The sequence below is a fragment of the Salinicola rhizosphaerae genome, assembly GCF_014652715.1.
Taxonomy (GTDB): Bacteria; Pseudomonadota; Gammaproteobacteria; order Pseudomonadales; family Halomonadaceae; genus Salinicola; species Salinicola rhizosphaerae.
The window spans coordinates 133,591-154,208 of sequence record NZ_BMZI01000005.1 but is presented as its reverse complement, the minus strand read 5'-3'; the positions used below and the strand labels follow the sequence as shown (position 1 = coordinate 154,208).

The 20,618-nt window shown below is 62.8% G+C and carries 16 protein-coding genes; 11 read left to right on the top strand and 5 right to left on the bottom strand.

What is annotated here, in order from left to right:
• Positions 1 to 124: 124 nt before the first annotated feature.
• The gene (gene gbdR, locus IE125_RS12085; RefSeq protein WP_189444938.1) at positions 125 to 1,243 is read left to right on the top strand and encodes a choline metabolism transcriptional regulator GbdR; all 1,119 of its coding nucleotides are present in this window, start codon (positions 125 to 127) and stop codon (positions 1,241 to 1,243) included.
• A 92-nt stretch (positions 1,244 to 1,335) separates the two neighbouring features.
• Here the strand turns inward: gbdR and IE125_RS12080 are convergent, their stop codons facing one another.
• Both IE125_RS12080 and IE125_RS12075 read right to left on the bottom strand, forming a co-directional pair.
• Positions 1,336 to 1,683, bottom strand: a complete 348-nt coding sequence (locus tag IE125_RS12080; protein ID WP_189444937.1) for an AzlD domain-containing protein — start codon at positions 1,681 to 1,683, stop codon at positions 1,336 to 1,338.
• Entirely contained in the window at positions 1,680 to 2,417 is a 738-nt protein-coding gene (locus IE125_RS12075) for an AzlC family ABC transporter permease (protein WP_189444936.1), read from the bottom strand. Before IE125_RS12075 ends, IE125_RS12080 begins: the two co-directional genes overlap by 4 nt.
• A 243-nt stretch (positions 2,418 to 2,660) precedes the next feature.
• Between IE125_RS12075 and IE125_RS12070 the strand changes: the two genes are divergently transcribed.
• The 6 genes from IE125_RS12070 (at position 2,661) to IE125_RS12045 (ending at position 10,852) form a co-directional block, all read left to right on the top strand.
• Positions 2,661 to 3,638: a dipeptidase gene (locus IE125_RS12070; RefSeq protein ID WP_189444935.1), complete on the top strand. Its 978-nt coding sequence runs from the start codon at positions 2,661 to 2,663 to the stop codon at positions 3,636 to 3,638.
• 156 nt (positions 3,639 to 3,794) lie between these two features.
• Entirely contained in the window at positions 3,795 to 4,325 is a 531-nt protein-coding gene (locus IE125_RS12065; RefSeq protein WP_189444934.1) for a DUF5943 domain-containing protein, read from the top strand.
• A gap of 92 nt (positions 4,326 to 4,417) precedes the next feature.
• Positions 4,418 to 6,487 carry a dimethylglycine demethylation protein DgcA gene (gene dgcA, locus IE125_RS12060; RefSeq protein WP_189444933.1) on the top strand — a complete coding sequence of 690 codons (2,070 nt, stop codon included), beginning with the start codon at positions 4,418 to 4,420 and terminating at the stop codon, positions 6,485 to 6,487.
• A 174-nt stretch (positions 6,488 to 6,661) separates the two neighbouring features.
• Entirely contained in the window at positions 6,662 to 8,677 is a 2,016-nt protein-coding gene (locus IE125_RS12055) for a (Fe-S)-binding protein (protein ID WP_189444932.1), read from the top strand.
• Entirely contained in the window at positions 8,674 to 9,939 is a 1,266-nt protein-coding gene (locus IE125_RS12050; RefSeq protein WP_189444931.1) for an electron transfer flavoprotein subunit alpha/FixB family protein, read from the top strand. The genes IE125_RS12055 and IE125_RS12050 overlap by 4 nt, the downstream gene beginning before the upstream one ends.
• A complete protein-coding gene (locus tag IE125_RS12045) occupies positions 9,926 to 10,852 on the top strand; it encodes an electron transfer flavoprotein subunit beta (RefSeq protein ID WP_189444930.1) in 927 nt (308 codons plus the stop codon). Before IE125_RS12050 ends, IE125_RS12045 begins: the two co-directional genes overlap by 14 nt.
• On the opposite strand, the gene IE125_RS12040 is transcribed toward IE125_RS12045, so the two are convergent.
• Positions 10,846 to 11,490 carry a transglutaminase-like cysteine peptidase gene (locus IE125_RS12040; protein ID WP_189444929.1) on the bottom strand — a complete coding sequence of 215 codons (645 nt, stop codon included), beginning with the start codon at positions 11,488 to 11,490 and terminating at the stop codon, positions 10,846 to 10,848. The genes IE125_RS12045 and IE125_RS12040 overlap by 7 nt on opposite strands.
• A gap of 134 nt (positions 11,491 to 11,624) precedes the next feature.
• Between IE125_RS12040 and IE125_RS12035 the strand changes: the two genes are divergently transcribed.
• Positions 11,625 to 11,870, top strand: a complete 246-nt coding sequence (locus IE125_RS12035; RefSeq protein ID WP_189444928.1) for a hypothetical protein — start codon at positions 11,625 to 11,627, stop codon at positions 11,868 to 11,870.
• Positions 11,871 to 11,974: 104 nt separating this feature from the next.
• Positions 11,975 to 12,784 (top strand): sugar phosphate isomerase/epimerase family protein, encoded by an 810-nt coding sequence (locus tag IE125_RS12030; RefSeq protein WP_189444927.1) that lies wholly within the window; start codon positions 11,975 to 11,977, stop codon positions 12,782 to 12,784.
• 21 nt (positions 12,785 to 12,805) lie between these two features.
• On the opposite strand, the gene fhuB is transcribed toward IE125_RS12030, so the two are convergent.
• Both fhuB and IE125_RS12020 read right to left on the bottom strand, forming a co-directional pair.
• Positions 12,806 to 14,836 carry a Fe(3+)-hydroxamate ABC transporter permease FhuB gene (gene fhuB / locus IE125_RS12025; protein ID WP_189444926.1) on the bottom strand — a complete coding sequence of 677 codons (2,031 nt, stop codon included), beginning with the start codon at positions 14,834 to 14,836 and terminating at the stop codon, positions 12,806 to 12,808.
• Complete coding sequence (locus IE125_RS12020) at positions 14,833 to 15,789, bottom strand: ABC transporter substrate-binding protein (protein WP_189444925.1); 957 nt, start codon at positions 15,787 to 15,789, stop codon at positions 14,833 to 14,835. The genes fhuB and IE125_RS12020 overlap by 4 nt, the downstream gene beginning before the upstream one ends.
• Positions 15,790 to 16,009: 220 nt before the next feature.
• Between IE125_RS12020 and IE125_RS12015 the strand changes: the two genes are divergently transcribed.
• Together IE125_RS12015 and IE125_RS12010 are read left to right on the top strand one after the other, a co-directional pair.
• A complete protein-coding gene (locus tag IE125_RS12015; protein ID WP_189444924.1) occupies positions 16,010 to 18,067 on the top strand; it encodes a TonB-dependent siderophore receptor in 2,058 nt (685 codons plus the stop codon).
• A gap of 271 nt (positions 18,068 to 18,338) precedes the next feature.
• Entirely contained in the window at positions 18,339 to 20,519 is a 2,181-nt protein-coding gene (locus IE125_RS12010; protein ID WP_189444923.1) for a TonB-dependent receptor, read from the top strand.
• Positions 20,520 to 20,618 lie beyond the last annotated feature (99 nt).

Here is a 20,618-nt window from a genome sequence, read left to right as displayed (position 1 = left end):
GGTCAATGTCACCGGCGTTCGAGATCGCCACCACCGCGCAAGAAAAGGGCGGGATCGCGACCGGCAGACACCAGGGAAATCGCAATAACAATAACCATCTACCCATCCTTGGAGGAGACGTGAAATGGCAAGTTTCTCGCATCCCGGTGCCGCCACCGGCACCGTCCCCGAACCGCAGACACTCGGCTTTCTGCTGCTCGACAACTTCACTCTCATCTCGCTGGCCTCGGCCATCGAACCCTTGCGCATGGCCAATCAGTTGGCCGGCCGCGAGCTCTACCGCTGGTACATCATCACGCTCGACGGCGCCCCGGTGCGGGCCAGTGACGGCATGCAGGTGACGCCCGACGCAAGCGCTCAGTCGCCGCTGCGTCTCGACTGGCTGGTGGTATGCGGCGGCGTGGCACCCTTGAAGTCCGTCACGCCGGCGCTGGTCTCGTGGCTGCAGAGCCGCTCGCGTGTGCTGCGCCGCATCGGTTCCGTCTGTACCGGTAGCTGGGCCCTGGCGCAGGCCGGCCTGCTGGATGGCTACGAGGTGAGCATTCACTGGGAGTGCCAGGCGGCCATGCAGGAGGCCTATCCGCGCGCGGCCTGGAGCATGCGCCTGTTCTCCATCGATCGTGATCGCTTCACTGCCTCCGGCGGCACGGCGCCGCTGGACATGATGCTCAATCTGATCGGCCGCGATCATGGTCGTGAACTTTCCGCGGCGATTTCCGAGATGTTCATCTACGAGCGCGTGCGCGGCGAGGAGGATCAGCAGCGGGTTCCGCTCAAGCATGTGCTCGGCACCACGCAGCCGAAGCTTCTGGAGATCGTGGCGCTGATGGAGGCCAATATCGAGGAGCCGATCGAACTCGACGAGCTGGCCAGCTACGTCGATGTCTCTCGACGTCAGCTCGAGCGACTGTTTCAGCGCCATCTGCACTGTTCGCCGTCGCGCTACTACCTCAAGTTGCGCCTGACACGGGCACGCCAGCTGCTGAAGCAGACCCCGCTGCCGATCATCGAGATCGCTTCTGCCTGCGGCTTCGTCTCCACGCCGCACTTCTCCAAGTGCTATCGCGAGTACTTCGGTACGCCGCCGCGCGAGGATCGGGGCGAGTCGCTCAAGATTCGTCGTCTCGAACCGATTCCTTCGCCGGTAACGGAGTCCGAGTCTCTGATGCAGTACTCGAGCGCGAGCGTTGCCTTGAACGATGCCCGGGGCGAGCCGACCTACGCAAGCGTGGCGCTCAACTGACGAAGCTGGCGAGCTGTGAAGAGTCTTGGCAGGGATCGGGCGACCATCAGGTCGCCCGATCGGTTTTTGCGCAGGGCATCGTCTGCCCGATCCTAGACGACCATTCTCGCCGCGATCACTACGCCACCGAAAGCCAATACGCCTGCCACCACCGGCCAGCCCAGCGAGCGAGTGCGCCACCAGACGGCGAGCGTCACGCCCAGGCCAATGACCGTGGCGCCCCAGCCAGCGGCGTCCGGCGTGCGCGGTACCAGCGAGACGCCGAGCACCGCGGCGATCATCATCGGCCCCAGGATCACCAGCCACTGGGGCATCGCTTCCGGCCCTTCGCCACGATCCGAACTCTTCATTCGGCGCTGCATCCACAGAAGCGGCAGCAGGCGGATCAGATAGGTGCCCAGCGCCGCAACGAGCGTGCCGATCCAGAGTTCGAGGCTCATGGCTTACCTCCCGCTTCCGGCCCGTGCGTCGTCGGCAGGCGAATCAGATAAAAGCAGAGCGCGCCGCAGGCGGCGGCCAGAGGAATGGCGATATTGGTCAACCCGGTCAGCGTACAGACGAGCGCTGCGGCAATGCTGATACTCAAGGCGGCGGCCCAGCGTCGCGAGGTGAATCTCGGCACGACCAGCACCAGAAACAGGGCGGGCAGGGCGAAAGGCATGACTTCGCCGAGCAACGGCCAGCGGCTGGTCAGCCACTCTCCGCCGACGGCGCCCAGCAGTGAGCCGGCGATCCAGCTGAGCCAGGCCAGTAGTGCGGCGCCGAAGAACCAGCCGACGCGCTGCGATTCCGGCAGCTGCGGCAGCCGAATGTGAGCCAGGGCGAAGACCTGGTCGGTCAGTCCATGCATCAGCCACGGCCACCAGCGGCTCTGCGGCAGCCACGGAGCCAGGTTGGGCGCATAGACCAGATGTCGCAAATTGATCAGTAGCGTCAGCGCCACGGTCAGCCAGAGCGGTGAGCCGCTGGCCGCCATGCCCACGAACAGAAACTGCGAGGCGCCCGCGTAGATCAGCGTCGAGATGACGAGTGTCTCGACCGTGCTGAATCCCGCCTGCGTGGAGATCAGCCCGAACGAAATCGCCACCGGGATATAGCCGCCCAGTAGCGGTAAGGCCTCACGCAGGCCTAGCCACCATCCGGACATGGCCGTTGTTGGGCGGGTCCCTGCCATGGCGTCGGCTCCTGTACTGATAAGCAAAGATCGAGGAATGGGCCGGAAATGGCGGGAGCGTAACACCGTCGGTGTCGCTCAGGGATATTTTGACGTGACGCAATCGGAACACTGGGATTCGCTTTCGGTCGGCGGGCGCCGCCGGCCCGGGGATATGCTGCGCGAAACACGCCTGGTCGACGCGTTACCGACGTCCAATCACAACATGCCCCAGCGACCAGCCAGCCAAGAGGAGACTATTCCATGTCGACACCATCCCTGCACGACGATGCTATCGTCATCGATGGCCTGATCATTGCCAAGTGGGACCGCGCGCTGTTCGAGGACATGCGCAAGGGCGGGCTCACGGCCGCCAACTGCACGGTGTCGGTGTGGGAGGATTTCGAGGCGACGGTCGACAACATCGTCGCGGTCAACCAGTTGATGCGTGACAACGCGGAACTCGTGCGTCCGGTTCACACCACGCGCGATATCACCCGCGCTAAGGAAGAGGGCAAGACCGGCATCATTCTCGGCTTCCAGAACGCCTACGCCTTCGAAGACAAGCTCGGCTACATCGAAGTGTTCAAGAAGCTCGGCGTCGGCATTACGCAGCTCTGCTACAACACCCAGAATCTCGTCGGGACCGGCTGCTACGAGCGCGACGGCGGCCTCTCCGGCTATGGCCGTGAAGTCATCGCCGAGATGAACCGGGTCGGCATGATGTGCGATCTCTCCCACGTCGGCTCGAAAACCTCCGAAGAGGTGATCCTCGAATCGAAAAAGCCGGTCTGCTACTCCCACTGCCTGCCGACCGGACTCAAGGAGCATCCGCGCAACAAATCCGACGAAGAGCTCAAGTTCATCGCCGATCATGGCGGCTTCGTCGGCGTGACCATGTTCACGCCCTTCCTGCGCGCCGGCGTCAACGCCACGGTCGAAGACTACGTCGAAGCGATCGTCTACATCATGAACATCGTCGGCGAGGACGCCATCGGCATCGGCACCGACTTCACCCAGGGCCAGGACGAAGCCTTCTTCGAATGGCTGACCCACGACAAGGGGTACGCCCGCCGCCTGACCCGGTTCGGCGAAATCATCAACCCCAAGGGCATCCGCACCATCGGCGAGTTTCCCAACCTCACCCAGGCGCTGCTGGATCACGGCCTCTCCGAGCCGGTGGTGCGCAAGATCATGGGGGAGAACTGGCTTCGCACGTTAAAAGACGTCTGGGGCGAATAACAGCGGCGAGCTTCGAGCCGCGAGTCGCGAGCCGCGAGCCGCGAGCACAATCTTGCTCGAAGCTTCTGTTTACAGCGTCCCGAAGCGCTTGCTTTCAGCGTCCCGAAGCTGACGCTTCTTGCTCGCAGCTCAAGAACAATTTTCGAGGTAACCGATATGACTCTGATGGCCCCCGAACTGCCGATCAACGTGGACAGCGATACCGGCATCTGGACGACCGATGCGCTGCCGATGCTCTACGTGCCGCGCCACTTCTTCATCAACAACCACGTCGCGATCGAGGCGGCGCTGGGCGTCGAGGCTTACGCGAAGATTCTCTACGACGCCGGCTACAAGTCGGCCTGGTACTGGTGCGAGAAGGAGGCGGAGCTGCACGGCATCGAAGGCGTTGCGGTCTTCGAGCACTACATGAACCGTCTCTCCCAGCGTGGCTGGGGCAAGTTCATCACCGAGGAGATCGATCTCGCGGCGGGCACGGCGAAGGTGCGGCTCGAGCACTCCTGCTTTGTCTATCAGCTCGGCAAGACCGGCACCAAGGTCGACTACATGTTCACCGGGTGGTTTGCCGGCGCCATGGATCAGGTTCTTGAAGCGCGTGGCAGCAGCCTGAGGAGCATCGCCGAGCAGACGCAGAGCGGTGCCGAAGCGGGATGTGAAGTCGGTTATTTCGAGGTAGCTCCTCGCTGACGCCCCTGCCATTCCATTCGTTGGGACGCCCCGACAAGAGGGCGGAAGCGAAGCGCGGGATCACGCTTCGTCGTTGAAGGAGATAGCACCCCATGGCCCATGAAGCCCTTTTCAAACCGATCCAGATCGGCAAGCTGACGATCCGTAATCGGGTCGTCAGCACCGCCCACGCCGAGGTCTACGCGACCGATGGCGGCATGACGACCGATCGCTACGTGAAATACTACGAGGAGAAGTCGAAGGGCGGCTGCGGGCTCTGCATCTGTGGTGGCTCGTCGCCAGTCTCCATCGACAGCCCGCAACAGTGGTGGAGCTCGGTCAACGTCTCGACCGACCGCATCATCCCGCACTTCCAGAACCTGGCTGATGCCGTCCACAAGCACGGCGGCAAGATCATGATCCAGATCACCCATATGGGTCGCCGCTCGCGTTGGGACGGCCATAACTGGTCGACACTGATGTCGCCGTCGGGGATTCGCGAGCCGGTCCACCGTGCCACCTGCAAGACTATCGAGGAGGAGGAGATATGGCGAGTGATCTCCGACTTTGCCCAGGGCGCGCGCCGAGTGAAAGAGGGCGGGCTCGACGGCTGCGAGCTCTCCGCCGTGCATCAGCATCTGATCGACCAGTTCTGGAGCCCGCGGGTCAACAAGCGTACCGACCAGTGGGGCGGCAGCTTCGAAAACCGCATGCGCTTCGGTATGGAAGTATTGAAGGCCGTGCGCGCCGAGGTGGGTGAGGACTTCTGTGTCGGCATGCGCATCTGCGGTGACGAGTTCCACCCCGACGGACTCTCCCAGGACGACATGAAGGAGATCGCGGCGTATTACGACGCCACCGGCATGGTCGATTTCTTCGGCGTGGTCGGCTCCGGCTGCGATACCCACGACACGCTCGCCAACGTCATTCCCAACATGTCCTATCCGCCGGAGCCGTTTCTGCATCTGGCGGCGGGCATCAAGGAAGTCGTCTCGGTGCCGGTGATCCATGCCCAGAACATCAAGGATCCGACCCAGGCCGAGCGGGTGCTCGAGGGCGGCTATGTCGATCTGGTCGGCATGACCCGCGCGCACATCGCCGACCCGCACCTGATCGCCAAGATCAAGGCGGGCCAGACCGATCAGATTCGCCAGTGCGTGGGCGCCAACTACTGCATCGACCGCCAGTATCAGGGACTCGACGTGCTGTGCATCCAGAACGCCGCGACCTCACGGGAATACCTGGGTCTGCCTCATGTCATCGAGAAATCGACCGGGCCTGAACGCAAGGTAGTGGTGGTCGGCGGTGGGCCTGGCGGTATGGAAGCGGCGCGCGTGGCGGCCGAGCGAGGCCACGACGTGACGCTCTTCGAGGCCGAGCCGCAGTTGGGCGGACAGATCACGCTCGCCGCCAGAGCGCCGCAGCGCGACCAGATCGCCGGCATTACCCGCTGGTACGAGATGGAGCTTTCTCGTCTCGGCGTCGACATTCAACTGGAGACCCGCGCCGATGACTCGACGATCCGCGACCTGCAGCCGGACATCGTCGTGCTCGCCAACGGCGGGCATCCGTTTCTCGAGCAGGTGCCCGAGTGGGGCTACTCGGACAATTCCGACGAGAGCCTGGTCGTCAGCAGTTGGGACATTCTCTCCGGCAAGGTGGAGCCCGCCAAGAACGTGCTGATCTACGACACCATGTGCGAGTTCAGCGGCATGTCGACGGCGGATTATTGTGCCAGCCAGGGGGCGACGGTCGAGATCGTCACCGATGACACCAAGCCGGGCGTGGCGATCGGCGGCACCACCTTTCCGACCTACTACCGCAGCCTCTATCAGAAGGCGGTGGTGATGACCGGCGACCTGGCGCTGCACAAGGTCTATCGCGAGGGCGACAAGCTGGTAGCGGTGCTCGAGAACGAATATACCGGCGAGCATGAAGAGCGAGTGATCGATCAGGTGATCGTCGAGAACGGCGTGCGACCGGATGAAGGCCTCTATTACGCACTCAAGGATCGCTCGCGCAATCACGGCCAGATCGATCTCGAAGCGCTCTACGCCATCAAACCGCAGCCGACACTGGCGGAAAGCGGCGATTTTGCGCTGTTTCGATTGGGCGACTGTGTGGCGCCGAGGAATACGCATGCGGCGATATATGATGCGCTTCGCCTCTGCATGCACCTATGAGCAGGAACGGACTGCGCTCGATGAGTCGGCGTTGAATTCCTCGTCGCCATGCTCATGGACAAACACGTCCACTCCGCTGGCTCCTCGAAATTCGCCTTGTCTCTTCTTCGCTCGTAGCCGTTCTTGGACCAAGTCGTTCACCGCCGGACCCAGTGACTTTTCTGGAGAAGCACCATGCTGCAGACGCTACTCCCCATTCTGATTTTTACGGCGCTGGCGGTGGGTGCGATCGGCGCGGCGCGGCGCATTCGCCTGTGGCGTCGTGGGCGGCGCTCGCCGATGCGCTGGCAGCGCCTGTTGCGGATGCCGAAGCGCTATCTCAACGATTTGCACCATGTCGTGGCCCGCGACAAGGCGATGGCGCATACCCACGTGGCCACGGCGGGTGGGTTCGTTGCGGCGATGGCGTTGGCGATCGTCGTGCATGGTTTCGGCTGGCACGGCCCGATTCTCGGCGGGCTGCTGCTGGCGGCGAGTATTGTCATGTTCGTCGGGGCGCTCGCGGTCAACCGCCGGCGGCTGAATCCGCCCGCAAAGCTTTCCAAAGGCCCCTGGCAGCGGCTGTCGAAGAGTCTGCTGGCCTATTCGGTGGGCATGTTCCTGGTCAGCTTGCCGCTGGTCGGGGTGGCACCGACGACACTGGGCGGCGGCGCGCTGGTCCTGGTACTGACGTTGCTGGTTGCCTGGGGCCTTCTGGAAATGATCGTCGGCATGGGCTGGGGCGGTCCGATGAAGCATGCGTTCGCCGGCTCCCTGCATCTGGCGTTTCACCGTCGCCCCGAGCGCTTCGATGACCAGCACGGCGAGCCTCAATCGACGAACCCGCATGACGTGCATCGCGGCAGCCGCTCCACGGCGTTGTTCCCGCTCGATCTCGCGGCGCCGAAGCTGGGCGTCGAAAAGCCGTCGGATTTTCAGTGGGAGCAGTTGCTGGGCTTCGATGCCTGCGTGCAGTGCGGCCGCTGTCAGGCGGTCTGCCCGGCATTCGCCGCCGGACAGCCGCTCAATCCCAAGAAACTGATTCAGGACATGGTCGTCGGCATGGCCGGCGGTACGGACGCGCGCTATGCCGGTTCCGGCTATCCCGGCATCGACGTGGGCAAACACCACGGCTCAAGCGCCTCGCCCATCGTGCCGCAGTTGGTGGAAGCCGAGACGCTGTGGGCGTGCACGACCTGTCGCGCCTGCGTCGAGGAGTGCCCGATGATGATCGAGCACGTCGATGCCATCGTCGACATGCGCCGTTTCATCACGCTGGAAATGGGCGAGACGCCGGAAAAGGGCGCAGCGGCGATCGATAACCTGATCGCCACCGACAATCCGGGCGGGCTCGACAACGCTTCGCGGCTGGATTGGGCGGCGGATCTGGATTTGGATCGGATCAAGGACCGGCCGGAAGGTGTCGACGTGCTGTTGTGGCTGGGTGACGGCGCCTTCGACATGCGCAATCAGCGCACCCTGCGCGCGCTAGTCAAGATATTGCGCGCCGGTGGCGTCGATTTCGCCGTGCTGGGTGAGGAGGAGCGTGACAGCGGTGATGTCGCGCGACGCCTGGGCGACGAGGCGACCTTCCAGCGTCTCGCCGAGCGCAATATCGCCACGCTGTCGCGCTATCGTTTCCGGCGTATCGTCACCGCTGACCCGCACAGCTTTCACGTGATCGGGCGTGAATATCCGGCCTTCGGTGGCACGTTCGAGATTCTGCATCACTCGACGTTCATGGCCGAGCTGTTCGAGGCCGGACGTCTTTCGGTGGGGGTGAATCCGCACAGCGAGACGGTGACCTATCACGATCCCTGTTATCTGGGCCGCTACAACGGCGAGTTCGCTGCGCCGCGTCAGCTACTGGCGGCGCTGGGGCTCGAGGTCGCGGAGATGGCCCGCTCCGGCTATCGCTCGCGCTGCTGCGGCGGCGGCGGCGGTGCCGCGCTATCGGATGTCCCCGGAAAGGCACGAATCCCCGATATGCGCATGGAAGACGTGCGCGAGACCGGCGCGACCACGGTCGCCGTGGCCTGTCCGCAATGTACCGCGATGCTCGAAGGCGTGGTCGAGCCGAGACCGCAGATTCGCGACCTCGCGGAGCTGGTGGCGGAAGCGTTGATCGAGCCCGGCTTCGACGAGGTGGTTGCCACCGCGCCGACGCCGGCACGCGCGAAAGTGCAGCCCGACGAGGAGATTCCGGCATGAGTGTGAGACGCATTGATCCCCACGCCGAGCGCATTCGTCGCAATCGATTGCATCCGAGACACCGCGAATTCGCGCGCCCGGCCTGGCGCTGGACGAGTGCCGAAGGCGTGACCCGGATCAACCCCCACGCTCTCGGTGCCATCGGCCCCAATGGCATCAAGCGCCTCGACCGCAGCGGCGCCTCGGTCGAGGCGAGCATCGCGGGTGGCGGGCAGGCAAGCACCGAGCCGGCGCGCCGCCAGATCACGCTCGAGGTGCCAAGCGGTTACATCATGGTGGTGCCGGAGCTGGCGGAGGGGCGTCTGAGCGATCACGACCGCGACCTGCTCGGCCTGGCGCGACAGCTGGCGGGCGATACCGACCTGGCGGTCACCGCGGTGACCTTTCTGAGTGACGTTGCCGGGCTCGAGGAGGCCGGAGCCGACCGTCGACTCGACTTGGCGAATCTCGTCGATGCCGAGACGTACGATCCGGAATCTCGGCTGGCAGCGCTGGTCGCGGCCGAGCGCGAACTGGTGCCATCACACTGGATCTTCGCTGACGATTTTCCCGGTGGTGGCGATCTCGGCCGCCGGCTGGCCGCCCGGCTGACGAGCGACGGCGTACAAGAGGCGCGCCCGGCGACACGGGTGTGGCAGGTCGCCGATGGCAGGAGCTTGTCCCGGGCCGGTGATCGTCAGGATATTCAGCGCGACGTACCGAAGATTCTGATCGCGCTGGCGGAGTGCGCCGATCCGGTCAGCGAAACACGGCACGAAGCGCGACCGATGACGCTCGAAGCGGATAACGCGGCGATCGAGATAACCGCAGGCATCGTCGATCGGGGCCGGGTCGCGGTCGACCCGCAGCAGATTCCGCTGGCTCAGGCGCCGTTCATTCTCTCCGCCGGGCGGGGGGTCGCGGACTGGGCTGGATTCCATCATGCTGCCGATGTGCTCGGAGCCAGCGAAGGCGCGTCGCGTGTCGCCGTGGATGACGGCAACATGCCGCGCGCGCGTCAGGTCGGTGCGACCGGCACTTTTGTCGCCGCAAGCTGCTACATCGCGGTCGGGATTTCCGGCGCGGTTCAGCATCTGCAGGGCATCACCCGGTGTCAGCGGGTCATTGCCATTAACCGGGACCCGACCTGTGACATGGTCAAACGCGCGGATCTTGCCATCATCGCCGATGGCGACGCTGTGCTGGCGGCGGTCTGTCAGCAACTGGGGCGTCCGACGCCGGTACCCGCCGCCACCGAGGAGAGATGCCATGACGCTGCCTGAGTCGAAGGCCGACGCGAGTGATGTCCGGACCATCGCACTCGTTTCCGCCGGCCGGCATGTCGTTTCCGGTCGTTCCGATCGTGCCCGCGAGGACGCGCGTGCCGTGGAGATGGGGCTGAAACTCGCCGGCGATGCGCTGACGCTGGTTCACGCCGGCGACCCTGAAGAGCCGACGCTCGTCGAGTGCCTGCGTGGCTATCTCGGCATGTACCATGGGTTCGACATGGCCCGTGGGTTCGACATGGCCCGTGGGGTCGACATGGTTGAGAGGCGCGGCAGTGGCGGCGGTTGTGGCAGGCTCGATCTCTTGTCCATGGCGCCGTCCGACGATGCCGTGCCGATGCTCGCCGAGTGGCTGGAAGCCCATGAGGCCAAGCTGGTTCTGACGGGCCAGCGCGCCGAGTGCGGCGAGGGTTCCGGGCTTCTGCCTTACCTCCTGGCCGAGCGCCTGGGATGGGCCGTGGTGACCGGCGTTGCCGCAATCGAGTCGGTCGATGGTGAGGCCGTCACGTTGCTTCAGGCGCTACCTCAGGGACAGCGGCGTCGGCTTACGGTCACGCTGCCGTGCCTGGTCGCGGTCGATGCCGTCGCCCCCGCGCCCCGGCAGAGCGCCTTCGGTCCGGCGCGGCGCGGCCGGGTCGATGTCGTCGAAATCGGCCAGCCAGCGCCCGACGCGGATCGGGCGGCATGGCAGTTCATGCCGGCACGGGCCCGACCCAAGCGCCTCAAGGTGGTCAAGTCTGCCAACGCCCGGGATCGATTCAAGGCCGCGGCGGCCAAATCCGAGGCTTCTGGTGGGCGGGTATTGAGCGATCTGACGGCAGATCAGGCGGCAGAAAAGCTGATCGAGTATCTGCGGCGAGAAAACCTGCTCCGTCAGGAGAAAATCAGCGCCGCCGAGGGCGATCAATAGTCCATCAGGTGAGGCATACGCTCCGACAGCCGCTGACCGCCTAGCTCGATGCGTGTCGGGTCCACCGGGTGAAAAGCGCCATCATGAAAATAGCGAGCCTGCTGGCGGTCGAAGGCGACCAACGGTTCCAGATCGGTGCGGCGAGCTTCCGGCAGCATCATCGGCGTGAGGTTGTCGAGAATCAGATGACTGCCGTCGTCTTCTCGATAGCGGAGTACGGCGTGATAGGTGGGCGTCATGGTGTCCTTGGCGGCCAGCAGATCGAGCCGATCCGACGGCGTGCCGGCGTCGATCAGAATCTGGTACTTGGCGATGGCGAAATCCTCGCAGTCGCCAAAGCCGTCTTTGACCAGCCGATCGAACCCCTTCCAGGTATCCACCGCCTCGAACTGCTGGCGAGCCGCGTTGTTGACCACGCGGTTGACGAAGACAAGCCTCGCCTCGCCGTGGTGCTGCCTGACCTGCTCGACGAACTGTGCGCGTGTCAGCGTGATCACCGAGGCGGTGGGGTCGTCCCAATAGCGGAAACTCGCCGCCTGCGCCGCTGCCGGCAGCAGCAGAACACCGGCAAGCATCGGCCGGATACCGCGCTCGCACAGACGGCGCGCGAATGATTTCAGGAAGGGCGATAGCGACATGATGCTCCGTAGGTGACTTCCCGTTTTCCGAAACCGACAGCTCGACGATTCGGGTATCGACTCGCCCCGAGCGGTGGGATACATATTGGTCTGCTGCCCAACCTCGATCAACAATGCCGAACCGGAGGTGGAACATGATGATTGCCGAGCTTATCGATGGCGAGGATTTTCGCCAGCGCCTGATCGCCCTGGGAGTTCACGTCCCGGAGGAAGCCTGTCCCGAAACCTGCGCTCGACTCGCAGCCGGCTGCCATCGAACGCGCGGTGTCGAAGGTCTCGAGGCCTCGATTCGTGAGCTGATGCAGCACACCGAACTCATGCTGCCCTCGGTCAAGGCCGCGATCGAGGCCCACCTGCTGCCGACTTTCAGCGGGCGCTGATCGCCGCCGCGACACGTTTTTGCCATCGACGTTCGTCCTTTCCGCCATCGACGTTCGTCGCCTATGCTGAGTGTCCAACGTAACGCAACGAAAGGACGCAAGGCATGACGATTGGCATCTGCACCTGGACGCTGGGGCTCGACGATCTGGATACGCTCATGGACAAGGTGGCGGAGCTGGGGTTCGACGGCGTCCAGATCAACGATCTCTGGGAGACCTACTCGGTCGAGGAGATCAGACAGGCCATCACATCACGCGGGCTTGCGTTGATCGCCGTCGACGCGCAGCGGATTGCGCCCCAGGACGGCGAGGCGCCGGATCTCGAGCGTGGGCTCGAGGCCTATCGTCACGTCATCGATGTCGCCAGCCAGCTCGGCGCACCTTACGTGACGCTGCCGATTCTTTCGGCATGGGTCCAAGGGCTCGAGGCACCGTTCGACGCGCTGGTCGAGGGGTGTCGTTCACTGGCCGATTATGCAGCGCAGATCGGAGAGAACGGCCCGAAACTGGTCTACGAAGTCGTCAATCGTGATGAAGTACCGATGATCTTCACAGCGGAAGAGGGTAATCGCCTGCTGTCAGCCGTCGACCGGCAGAACGTCGGCCTGATTCTCGATAGCTATCACATGCATTTCGAGGAAGACGATCCGGTAGCGGCGATCGAGTCGAGCCGCGATACTCTCTCGATCTATCATATCTCCGACTCGACGCGGGGCGGTATCGGCAGCGGCAATGTCGATTTCCGCGCGCAGTTCGAGGCGCTGCAACGCATCGGTTTCCAGGGGCCGGTGGTCATGGAGTGCCTGCCGCCGATGCACGATCCGAGCTCGCCGGTCACCAGCGAAGGCAATCGTCGCATTCTGGAGGACGAATATGCTCGCTCGCTGGATGTGTGGCGCGGATACGCAGCCTGATCGAAGGGTGAATGCTTCGCGTTACAGGCGCCGGAGCCCCCACATGAAATAGACGCCGCCGATCAGCGCGGCGATCAATCCCGCCGGCAGCTGGTCCGGAAAGAAGAGGTTTCGGCCCAGCCAGTCGGCGGCGATCATCACCAGCATCCCCAGCAGACCGGCGCCGATCAATTGCTGCCGCGCCCCGTGAAAGCCCATCAGTCTCGCCATGTGCGGCGCCATCAGGCCGATGAACGACAGCGGCCCGATCACCAGCGTTGCGGCGACGGTGAGCAGCGCCACCAGCGTCAGCAACAGTAGCCGGCTGCGGTCCACATCCACGCCGAGCGCTTTGGCAGTCGGTGCGCCCAGCGGCAGCAGGGTCAGCCATCGCTCCAGCGGCAGCGTCATGAGCGCCAGTACGATGGCGATGATCATGATCCAACCGCTGGATGTCAGGCCAGCATAGTAGGTCGAGCCGCCGAGCCAGGAGAGCAATTGCTGAGCCCGAGGATCGTCGCTTGCCAGGACAATGGCGCGCATGGCGTCGAGCAGCGACGAGATGGCGATACCCGTCAGCAACAGCCGCTCCGGCGCGAAGCCGCTACGCCGGTTGCTGACCACCAGCACCAGCAGGGCCACCGCCGCACCGCAGAACCCCATGATCGAACCGTTGAGTGGTGCGATGCCCAGCGGCAGCAGCATCAGCGCGATGACGCCGATGGCGACGCCGGCGCTGATGCCGAGCACTTCCGGGCTTGCCATCGGGTTACCTGTCATTCGCTGCAGGAGCGTGCCGGCGAATGCGAGCATCAGCCCGGCAGCGGCGGCGGTCGCGACTCTTGGCAGGCGCCAATCGACGATCAGCCCAAGATCATTCAGTCCCGCGAAGCGAAGTTGGGCGCCATGACCAGGATGCGCCGCCTGAGCTGCAGCGCCATCGAGCATGAAGCCCAGCGTCAGCGCCAGTCCGGTGACGACAAGTGTGGTCAAGCCGAGCCACCAGAGCCGGCGGGCGGGATTGGCCAGTCGGGGTAGCTTGAGTCCCGTACTGGGCGTGGGCCGCGAGCCGCCGATTTTCAGACGCGGCAGCAGCCAGAGCAGCAGCGGGGCGCCGAGTGCGGCCGTCATGGCGCCGGTCGGTAGCAGCGATGCGGTAAACGGGGAGAGCTGCTGAACCACCAGGTCCGTGACCGTCAGCAGCAGGGCGCCGAGCAGCATCGACCAGACGAGCCTCTGGGAGAACGTTCTCGCGCCGGATAGTCGCGCAATGGCGGGCGCGGCGAGCCCGATGAAACCGATCAGTCCAACCGCGCTGACCACGCAGGCGGTAATGAAGATACCGAGACCGAGCGCGGCTATTCGCAGCTTGCGCAGCGAGATACCCAGGCTTTTCGCGCCGTCTTCCTCCAGGTCCAGTAGCGCCAGCGGGCGTAACAGGGAGAGCGCGGCGAGCGTCGCGATCGCCAGACGCAGGATCAGAAATCGCGTGTCGTGCCAGTTATCCTGCGCCAGCGCTCCGGAACCCCAGATGAAAAGACCCGAGAGACTCTCCTGATGGAACAGCAGCAGGGCGCTGTTGATGGCGCTGAAGTAGAGACTGACCACCATGCCCGATAGCACCACGACCATCGGCGCCAGCCGCCGTTTCCACGACAGCGCGAACACCAGTAATGTGGCGCCGATACCGCCCAGCAGCGCGATCCATTCCCGGCCGGCCAGCATCCAGCCCGGCGCCCACAGCGTTGCCACCACCAGCGCAAGCTGGGCCCCGCTGGTCACGCCAAGCGTCGCCGGCGAAGCCAGCGGATTACGCAGGACCTGCTGCATCAAGCAGCCGGCCAGCGCCAGTGCCGCGCCGGCCAGTAGCGCCACGATCAGGCGCGGTGCGAAGGTGAAATGCATCACAACCTGGCGGATGCTGTCGTCGTCCGGTGCGACCAGCGCTTGGAGCCAGTGGCCGGAGAGATCGCCGAACTGCGTCTGCAGAGTGGTATAGCCGAGCCCGAGGGCCATTGAGGCAAGGACGACCACCAGCCAGAGAGGGGACTTGGCGCCTCGGGATACGCTCATGCGTCGGGCGCTCCCGCCGAGCCGGTCATCACCTCGACCAGCGAGCGGGTCAGGCGCTGCATCGATACGAGGCCGCCGTAAGGCCAGACTGGCGCGATCTCGCTGACGCGGCCCTCGCGAACCGCCGGCAGATGCTGCCATACCTGATTGTTCTCGAGCTCGCTCTCCACTTGACGGGGGTAGGGTTTGATCACCACGATCCTGGCGTCCGGCGTTTCCGCCAGGCGATCGATCGAGATGCTGGCGTAACCCCAGGCGTTGGTTGGCCCTGTCCAGGCATTGCGCAGGTGCGTGCGATCCAGCACCGTCCCGACCATATTGCCGCCGCCAAAAACGCGAACGTGCTGTGTATCACTGAACTGGACGACGTAAACCGGCCGCGAGATATCCGCGAGGCTTTGAGCCGCACGGGTCAGCTTTTGGTCTGTCTGGTCGATCAGCCGTTCGGCCTGCGCCTGATGGCCTGTCAGGTCGCCGATCTCTCGGGTCATCGCCTGGGTGGCCGGGTAGAAGGGTTGGCCGGTATAGAAGTTGTCCACGATACGCACCGGCATCAGCCGTTCGAGACGCGCGTTGTCACGGGAAAAAAGCGCGCTGCTCAACAGCAGGTCAGGGGGATTCTGTGCCAGAAGCTCCAGATTGGGCTGGTTACGCAGGCCGATATCGATCGTCGAGGGCGGTACCGGCGGCTCCTTGACCCAGGTGTTGTAGTTGGCGATATCGGAGACCCCGTAGGGTGTCACGCCCAGGGCGATCAGGGTTTCGGTCGTCGTCCAGTTGGCGGAGGCGATTCGAGGAGGTTTAGCGTCTGCCTGGGTCGATGCAGGCTGCGCCATCACCGTGTCGGTTCCGAGTAGCCAGAGCGTGGCGACAGCGGCAAGCACGAATAGATGGCGGACGCGCGGCAAGATGGCGACTTCCTGATGGCAGTGGTAATCGATCGATGCGCCCATTGAGTGCCTATGAATAGGGCGCGCACAGGGGCGAGATGGTAGATCGAACGACAATCGTTATCAATGAACAGCAAAGTAATCGCAGGCTAATGGTTAATACACATAAGAATGATTGTCATTTATAATCCCTGTCGGGAATAAACCAATGAGCACCGGCCCTCTGGGCAGTGGTAATTGAAACGTCACAAGACGACAACGTATAAAACGGGCATCCGATCCGATGAAATCAGGGAACCTCTCCATTGCCGGGGGTGGCGCGCTGCTCTGCTTCTTGGCAGCTTCCGCTCACGCTCAGCCTGAAAATGCGACTGTGACCAACGACACCGTCGTGGTGACCGGCACGGCGCTCAAAGTCGATACGCCATTGGTGGAAACGCCGCGTTCGGCATCGATCGTCACTGATGATGAACTCGAACGTCGTGCAGTCAACAAATACGATCAGGTGCTTCGTTATCGTGCTGGAGCCCTGTCGGCTCCCTACGGAAACGACGCCAAGGCTGACTGGTTCTTCTTTCGAGGATTCTCAGGGGAGGATTCCACTTATCAGGACGGGTTGCGCCTATTCAGAGAGGCTGGGTATCTGTGGTGGAAGACAGAGCCGTTCGGTCTTGAGCGCGTTGACTTCCTGAAAGGGCCAGCATCCATTCTCTACGGTGAGGCGCCTCCCGGTGGCATCGTCAATGCCATCAGCAAACGTCCGACCGATGAAGCACAAGGGCTGTTCGAGATTCAGGGGGGCAACAAGGGGCATCGCCAGGTGGGGATCGATACCTCCGGGCCGGCCAGCGATGCTGGTGACGTGCGCTACCGCTTCGTCGGGTTATTCCGCGATCAGGATGGTGAGCTCGACGGCACGGACAACGAGCGGGTCTACTTCGCCCCGAGTCTGGCGGTAGACCTCTCCGACGACACCACACTCACGCTGCTGGCCAGCTATCAGCGGGATCACGGCACGCCCGCCAATGTCTTCTACCTCCCTTATGGCTCAGTCAATGATACGCCGTTTGGCAAGGTCGACCGCGATACCGATCTGGGCGACAACGATAATGACAGGCTTGAGCACGAGCAGATTGCGGTCGGTTACGAGCTTGAGCATACCTTCAACGATACCTGGGAGTTTCAGCAGAACGCCCGGTTCGCGTCCCTGGATCTTTTCCTGCGCACGGCGTACCCGTCGTACATGATTGACGATCGTAATGCGGTTCGAGGGGTGACTTACCGCGACGGTAGCTACGACGCCTTTACTATTGATAACCGCGTGATCGGCACCTGGTACACCGATAATACCGAGAACACGTTGCTGGTGGGGCTGGATTATCAGCATCTGGATGCGGACTATCTCAGTCGTGACACTTTCAACTATGGCACGATCGATATCTTCGATCCGGGTGAGATAACGACCAATCCTCTCAATGCCCCGACGTATTACGATCAGGGAAAGGAACAGATCGGTGTTTACGTTCAGGATCAACTGCGTCTCTATGACCGTTGGATTCTACTGGCGGGCGCTCGTCATGACAGCGTCGACGTCACCAACAAGCAGGATGGTGGCGAAGATCAGAGCTACGACGACTCCCAGATGTCCTATACCGGCGGCGTCATGTATCTCGGTGACTATGGTCTGTCGCCCTATCTGAGCTATAGCGAGTCTTTCACGCCCAACATTGGCAACGATCTCGATGGAGACGCTTACCAGCCCAGCGAAGGCAAGCAGTGGGAGCTGGGGCTCAAGTACGCCCCGGAGTGGCTGGATGGCTACGTGACGGCAGCGGTCTTCGACCTGAAGGAGAGTGACACGCTGTATCCCAGTGGTGGATCTTCCAGCAACCAGGGCGGGGAGCGTCACTCGCGCGGGTTCGAGCTGGAAGGGGTGGGCTATGTCACCGACAATCTCCAGGTCACCGCGGCGTACACCTATACTGACGTCACTGTCGATGTCACCGATACGCTGAGCGACCTCCGCGCCGGTTTGATTCCGCGTCATCAGGCATCGTTGTGGCTCGATTACGATTTCAATCGAGGGGTGCTCGATGGGGTGGGTCTGGGGGCGGGGGCTCGCTACATTGGTACCAGCGTGGATTCACCTCAATACAGCGATACCCGGGTGCCGGCCTATACGCTCTACGATGCCATGGCGAGCTACGCGATCGACTCGCACTGGACGGCCCAGGTCAACGTTACCAACCTGACCGACGAGGACTACGTCAGCGGATGTGACTACTGGTGCTACTACGGAGAGTCGCGCAGCGTCATTGGCAGCCTCCAATATCACTGGTGACGTACCCTTTGTAAGACGGGTCGCCTTCTCGAACGCCTGACGATCTGTCAGGCGTTTCCGTTTTCGGAAGCCAGTCTCCGACAGCATTGGCGATCTCGAGCATTCGATCAATGGCTGACACCGGCAGGGGTCTCGCAGGATCAGCGACTGTCGTTTCAGAGATATGAATCGTTGTTTACTGATAATGATTGTCGTTTAACTCTCTGTTACTTCGCTATAGAATGTCTCGCTCTTTACGCGTCTGCCTCCGAAACGATAGGCCTCTGGAATCATGAAACGATCAGGTATTGAAGCGCTGAACAACAAGAAAACGGCAGGCAAGCTGGTTTTCGTCGCCATGGTGATGGGGGCGCCTCCCTTCGTCAGCGTTGGATGGGCACAGAGCGGTGATGACACGCAGGCTCTCGACACCGTCACCGTGACCAGCGAAGCGATCACGACTCAGGGCGATACGCCGCCGCCGGCCTACGCGGGCGGGCAGGTGGCCGCCGGCGGACGAATAGGCGTGCTCGGCGAGCAGGATGCGATGAACGTGCCATTCAATGTCATCAGCTACACCAGCGAGCTGATCGAGAATCAGCAGGCCGATACGCTGGGCGATGTGCTCTCCAACGATGCTTCGGTTTCGGTGGGGCGTGGCTACGGTGTCTACGGCGAGTCATTCAAGCTGCGCGGTTTCAACCTCTACGGCGACGATATCTCCTACGGCGGCCTTTACGGCGTGTTGCCGCGGCAGCTGATCGACACCAGCATGATGCAGCGTGTCGAAGTCTTCAAAGGTGCCAGCGCTTTCGCCAACGGCATCCCGATCGGTGGTTCCGGAGTTGGGGGTTCGGTCAACATCGAACCCAAACGCGCCACCGAAGAGCCGATCACGCGACTCTCCACCGGCTATACCTCGGACGGTTACATCGAGTCCGGACTCGACGCCGGGCGTCGCTTCGGCGATCAAAACCAGTTCGGTGCGCGCCTGAGCGTCAAAAGAGGTCGAGGTGACCATGCCATCGACGATGAAGCTTCAGCTGATACCTCGGCAGTGCTCGGGCTCGACTATCGTGGTGATCGCGCACGAGCGTCACTGGATGTCGGTCATCAGAAGAACACGATCAACGGCGCGCGCTCATCGCTCTATACCGGAGCTGGTCTCGATCATATTCCTCATGCGCCGTCTAGCGACATCAACTACACCCCGGACTGGGCCGAAACGCATCTCGAGACGACCTTCGGGATGCTGCGTGGCGAGTACGACATTACCGATGACTGGACGGCCTTCGCGGCAATCGGCGGCAACAAGACCCACGAGTATCTCGCCTCGCCAATTCCGACACTCAACGATAGCGACGGCAGTGCGACGCTCGGTGGCGTGCTCCCGACACGCAACGAGATATCGACGTTCGCGGGTCAGGCAGGCGTACGTGGCCATTTCGACACCGGGCCGATAAGCCACCAGCTCAATCTCGCGTACTCGAACTTCTATCGTAACTTCGACACCCGCTACGATTATTACACCTACGGTAGCGCGACTAGCATTTATGATCCGAGTGACATCGACGAAGACGATGGCGTCGGCGGTCCCCTAGGTGGGTCGGTGACGCACACTCGAGCAGAAGGCACTTCGCTCTCCGATACCCTCGGGTTCTTCGATGATCGCGTGCTGCTGACCCTGGGCGCGCGCTATCAGGAGATCCATGTCAATCAGGAAGGTGACTCCGCAGAAGAGCGCGGCCATCGCGTCACGCCGGTTTACGGCCTGGTGTTCAAGGCGACGGATGCCATTTCGCTTTACGCCAACCACATCGAGGCCCTGCAGAGCGCCGGTAATGTCACCGATGAAAGCGCACCCAATTACGGCGAGGCTCTGGGTATCTCTCATTCCAAGCAGGATGAAGTGGGCGCGAAGTTCGATTACGGCACCTTTGGCGGGGCTATTGCGCTGTTCCAGATCGAGCAGCCAAGTGTCGCTACGCTCTCCGATGGGACGCAGTCTTTGGACAACGAGCAGCGCAACCGTGGTCTTGAACTGTCTGGCTATGGAGAGCCGCTGACCGGCGTGCGTGTGCTGGCCAGCGCCACGTTCATCGACCCCGAGTTGACCAAAACGCAGGATGATACCCAGGGCAATGACGCCCAGGGAGTGCCGGATTATCAGTACACGCTTAGCGGCGAATGGGACATTCCCCACATTGATCGTCTGACCGCCACCGGCCGCTTTCTCCAGACCGGTTCGCAGTACGTTGCGGCGGACAACGATCTGAAGCTCGACTCCTGGTCGCGGCTCGATCTTGGCGTGCGCTACACGATGCCGTTGGGCCAAGCCGATTGGGTCTGGCGTGTCGGCGTCGACAATGTCACCGACGAAGACTACTGGGCTTCGGCTTCCACCGCTGGCTCCGGCTATATAACACAGGGCGAGCCACGAACCTTCAAGGTATCCGCGACTGTCGATTTCTGATGGCGCCGAAGACGTCAATTCGATCGCGATAGTGAGTCGGCGCCTCCTTCGGGAGGCGCTTTTTTGGTGAGATGAGCCGGGTGGCAGTACGCCTTGCAA

Coding starts and splice junctions, on each gene's coding strand:
- IE125_RS12050 (WP_189444931.1), top strand. CDS start 8,674: ATGAGTGTGAGACGCATTGATCCCCACGCCGAGCGCATTCGTCGCAAT.
- fhuB (WP_189444926.1), bottom strand. CDS start 14,836: ATGAGCGTATCCCGAGGCGCCAAGTCCCCTCTCTGGCTGGTGGTCGTC.
- IE125_RS12035 (WP_189444928.1), top strand. CDS start 11,625: ATGATGATTGCCGAGCTTATCGATGGCGAGGATTTTCGCCAGCGCCTG.
- IE125_RS12075 (WP_189444936.1), bottom strand. CDS start 2,417: ATGGCAGGGACCCGCCCAACAACGGCCATGTCCGGATGGTGGCTAGGC.
- IE125_RS12065 (WP_189444934.1), top strand. CDS start 3,795: ATGACTCTGATGGCCCCCGAACTGCCGATCAACGTGGACAGCGATACC.
- IE125_RS12045 (WP_189444930.1), top strand. CDS start 9,926: ATGACGCTGCCTGAGTCGAAGGCCGACGCGAGTGATGTCCGGACCATC.
- IE125_RS12020 (WP_189444925.1), bottom strand. CDS start 15,789: ATGGGCGCATCGATCGATTACCACTGCCATCAGGAAGTCGCCATCTTG.
- gbdR (WP_189444938.1), top strand. CDS start 125: ATGGCAAGTTTCTCGCATCCCGGTGCCGCCACCGGCACCGTCCCCGAA.
- dgcA (WP_189444933.1), top strand. CDS start 4,418: ATGGCCCATGAAGCCCTTTTCAAACCGATCCAGATCGGCAAGCTGACG.
- IE125_RS12055 (WP_189444932.1), top strand. CDS start 6,662: ATGCTGCAGACGCTACTCCCCATTCTGATTTTTACGGCGCTGGCGGTG.
- IE125_RS12030 (WP_189444927.1), top strand. CDS start 11,975: ATGACGATTGGCATCTGCACCTGGACGCTGGGGCTCGACGATCTGGAT.
- IE125_RS12040 (WP_189444929.1), bottom strand. CDS start 11,490: ATGTCGCTATCGCCCTTCCTGAAATCATTCGCGCGCCGTCTGTGCGAG.
- IE125_RS12015 (WP_189444924.1), top strand. CDS start 16,010: ATGAAATCAGGGAACCTCTCCATTGCCGGGGGTGGCGCGCTGCTCTGC.
- IE125_RS12080 (WP_189444937.1), bottom strand. CDS start 1,683: ATGAGCCTCGAACTCTGGATCGGCACGCTCGTTGCGGCGCTGGGCACC.
- IE125_RS12070 (WP_189444935.1), top strand. CDS start 2,661: ATGTCGACACCATCCCTGCACGACGATGCTATCGTCATCGATGGCCTG.
- IE125_RS12010 (WP_189444923.1), top strand. CDS start 18,339: ATGAAACGATCAGGTATTGAAGCGCTGAACAACAAGAAAACGGCAGGC.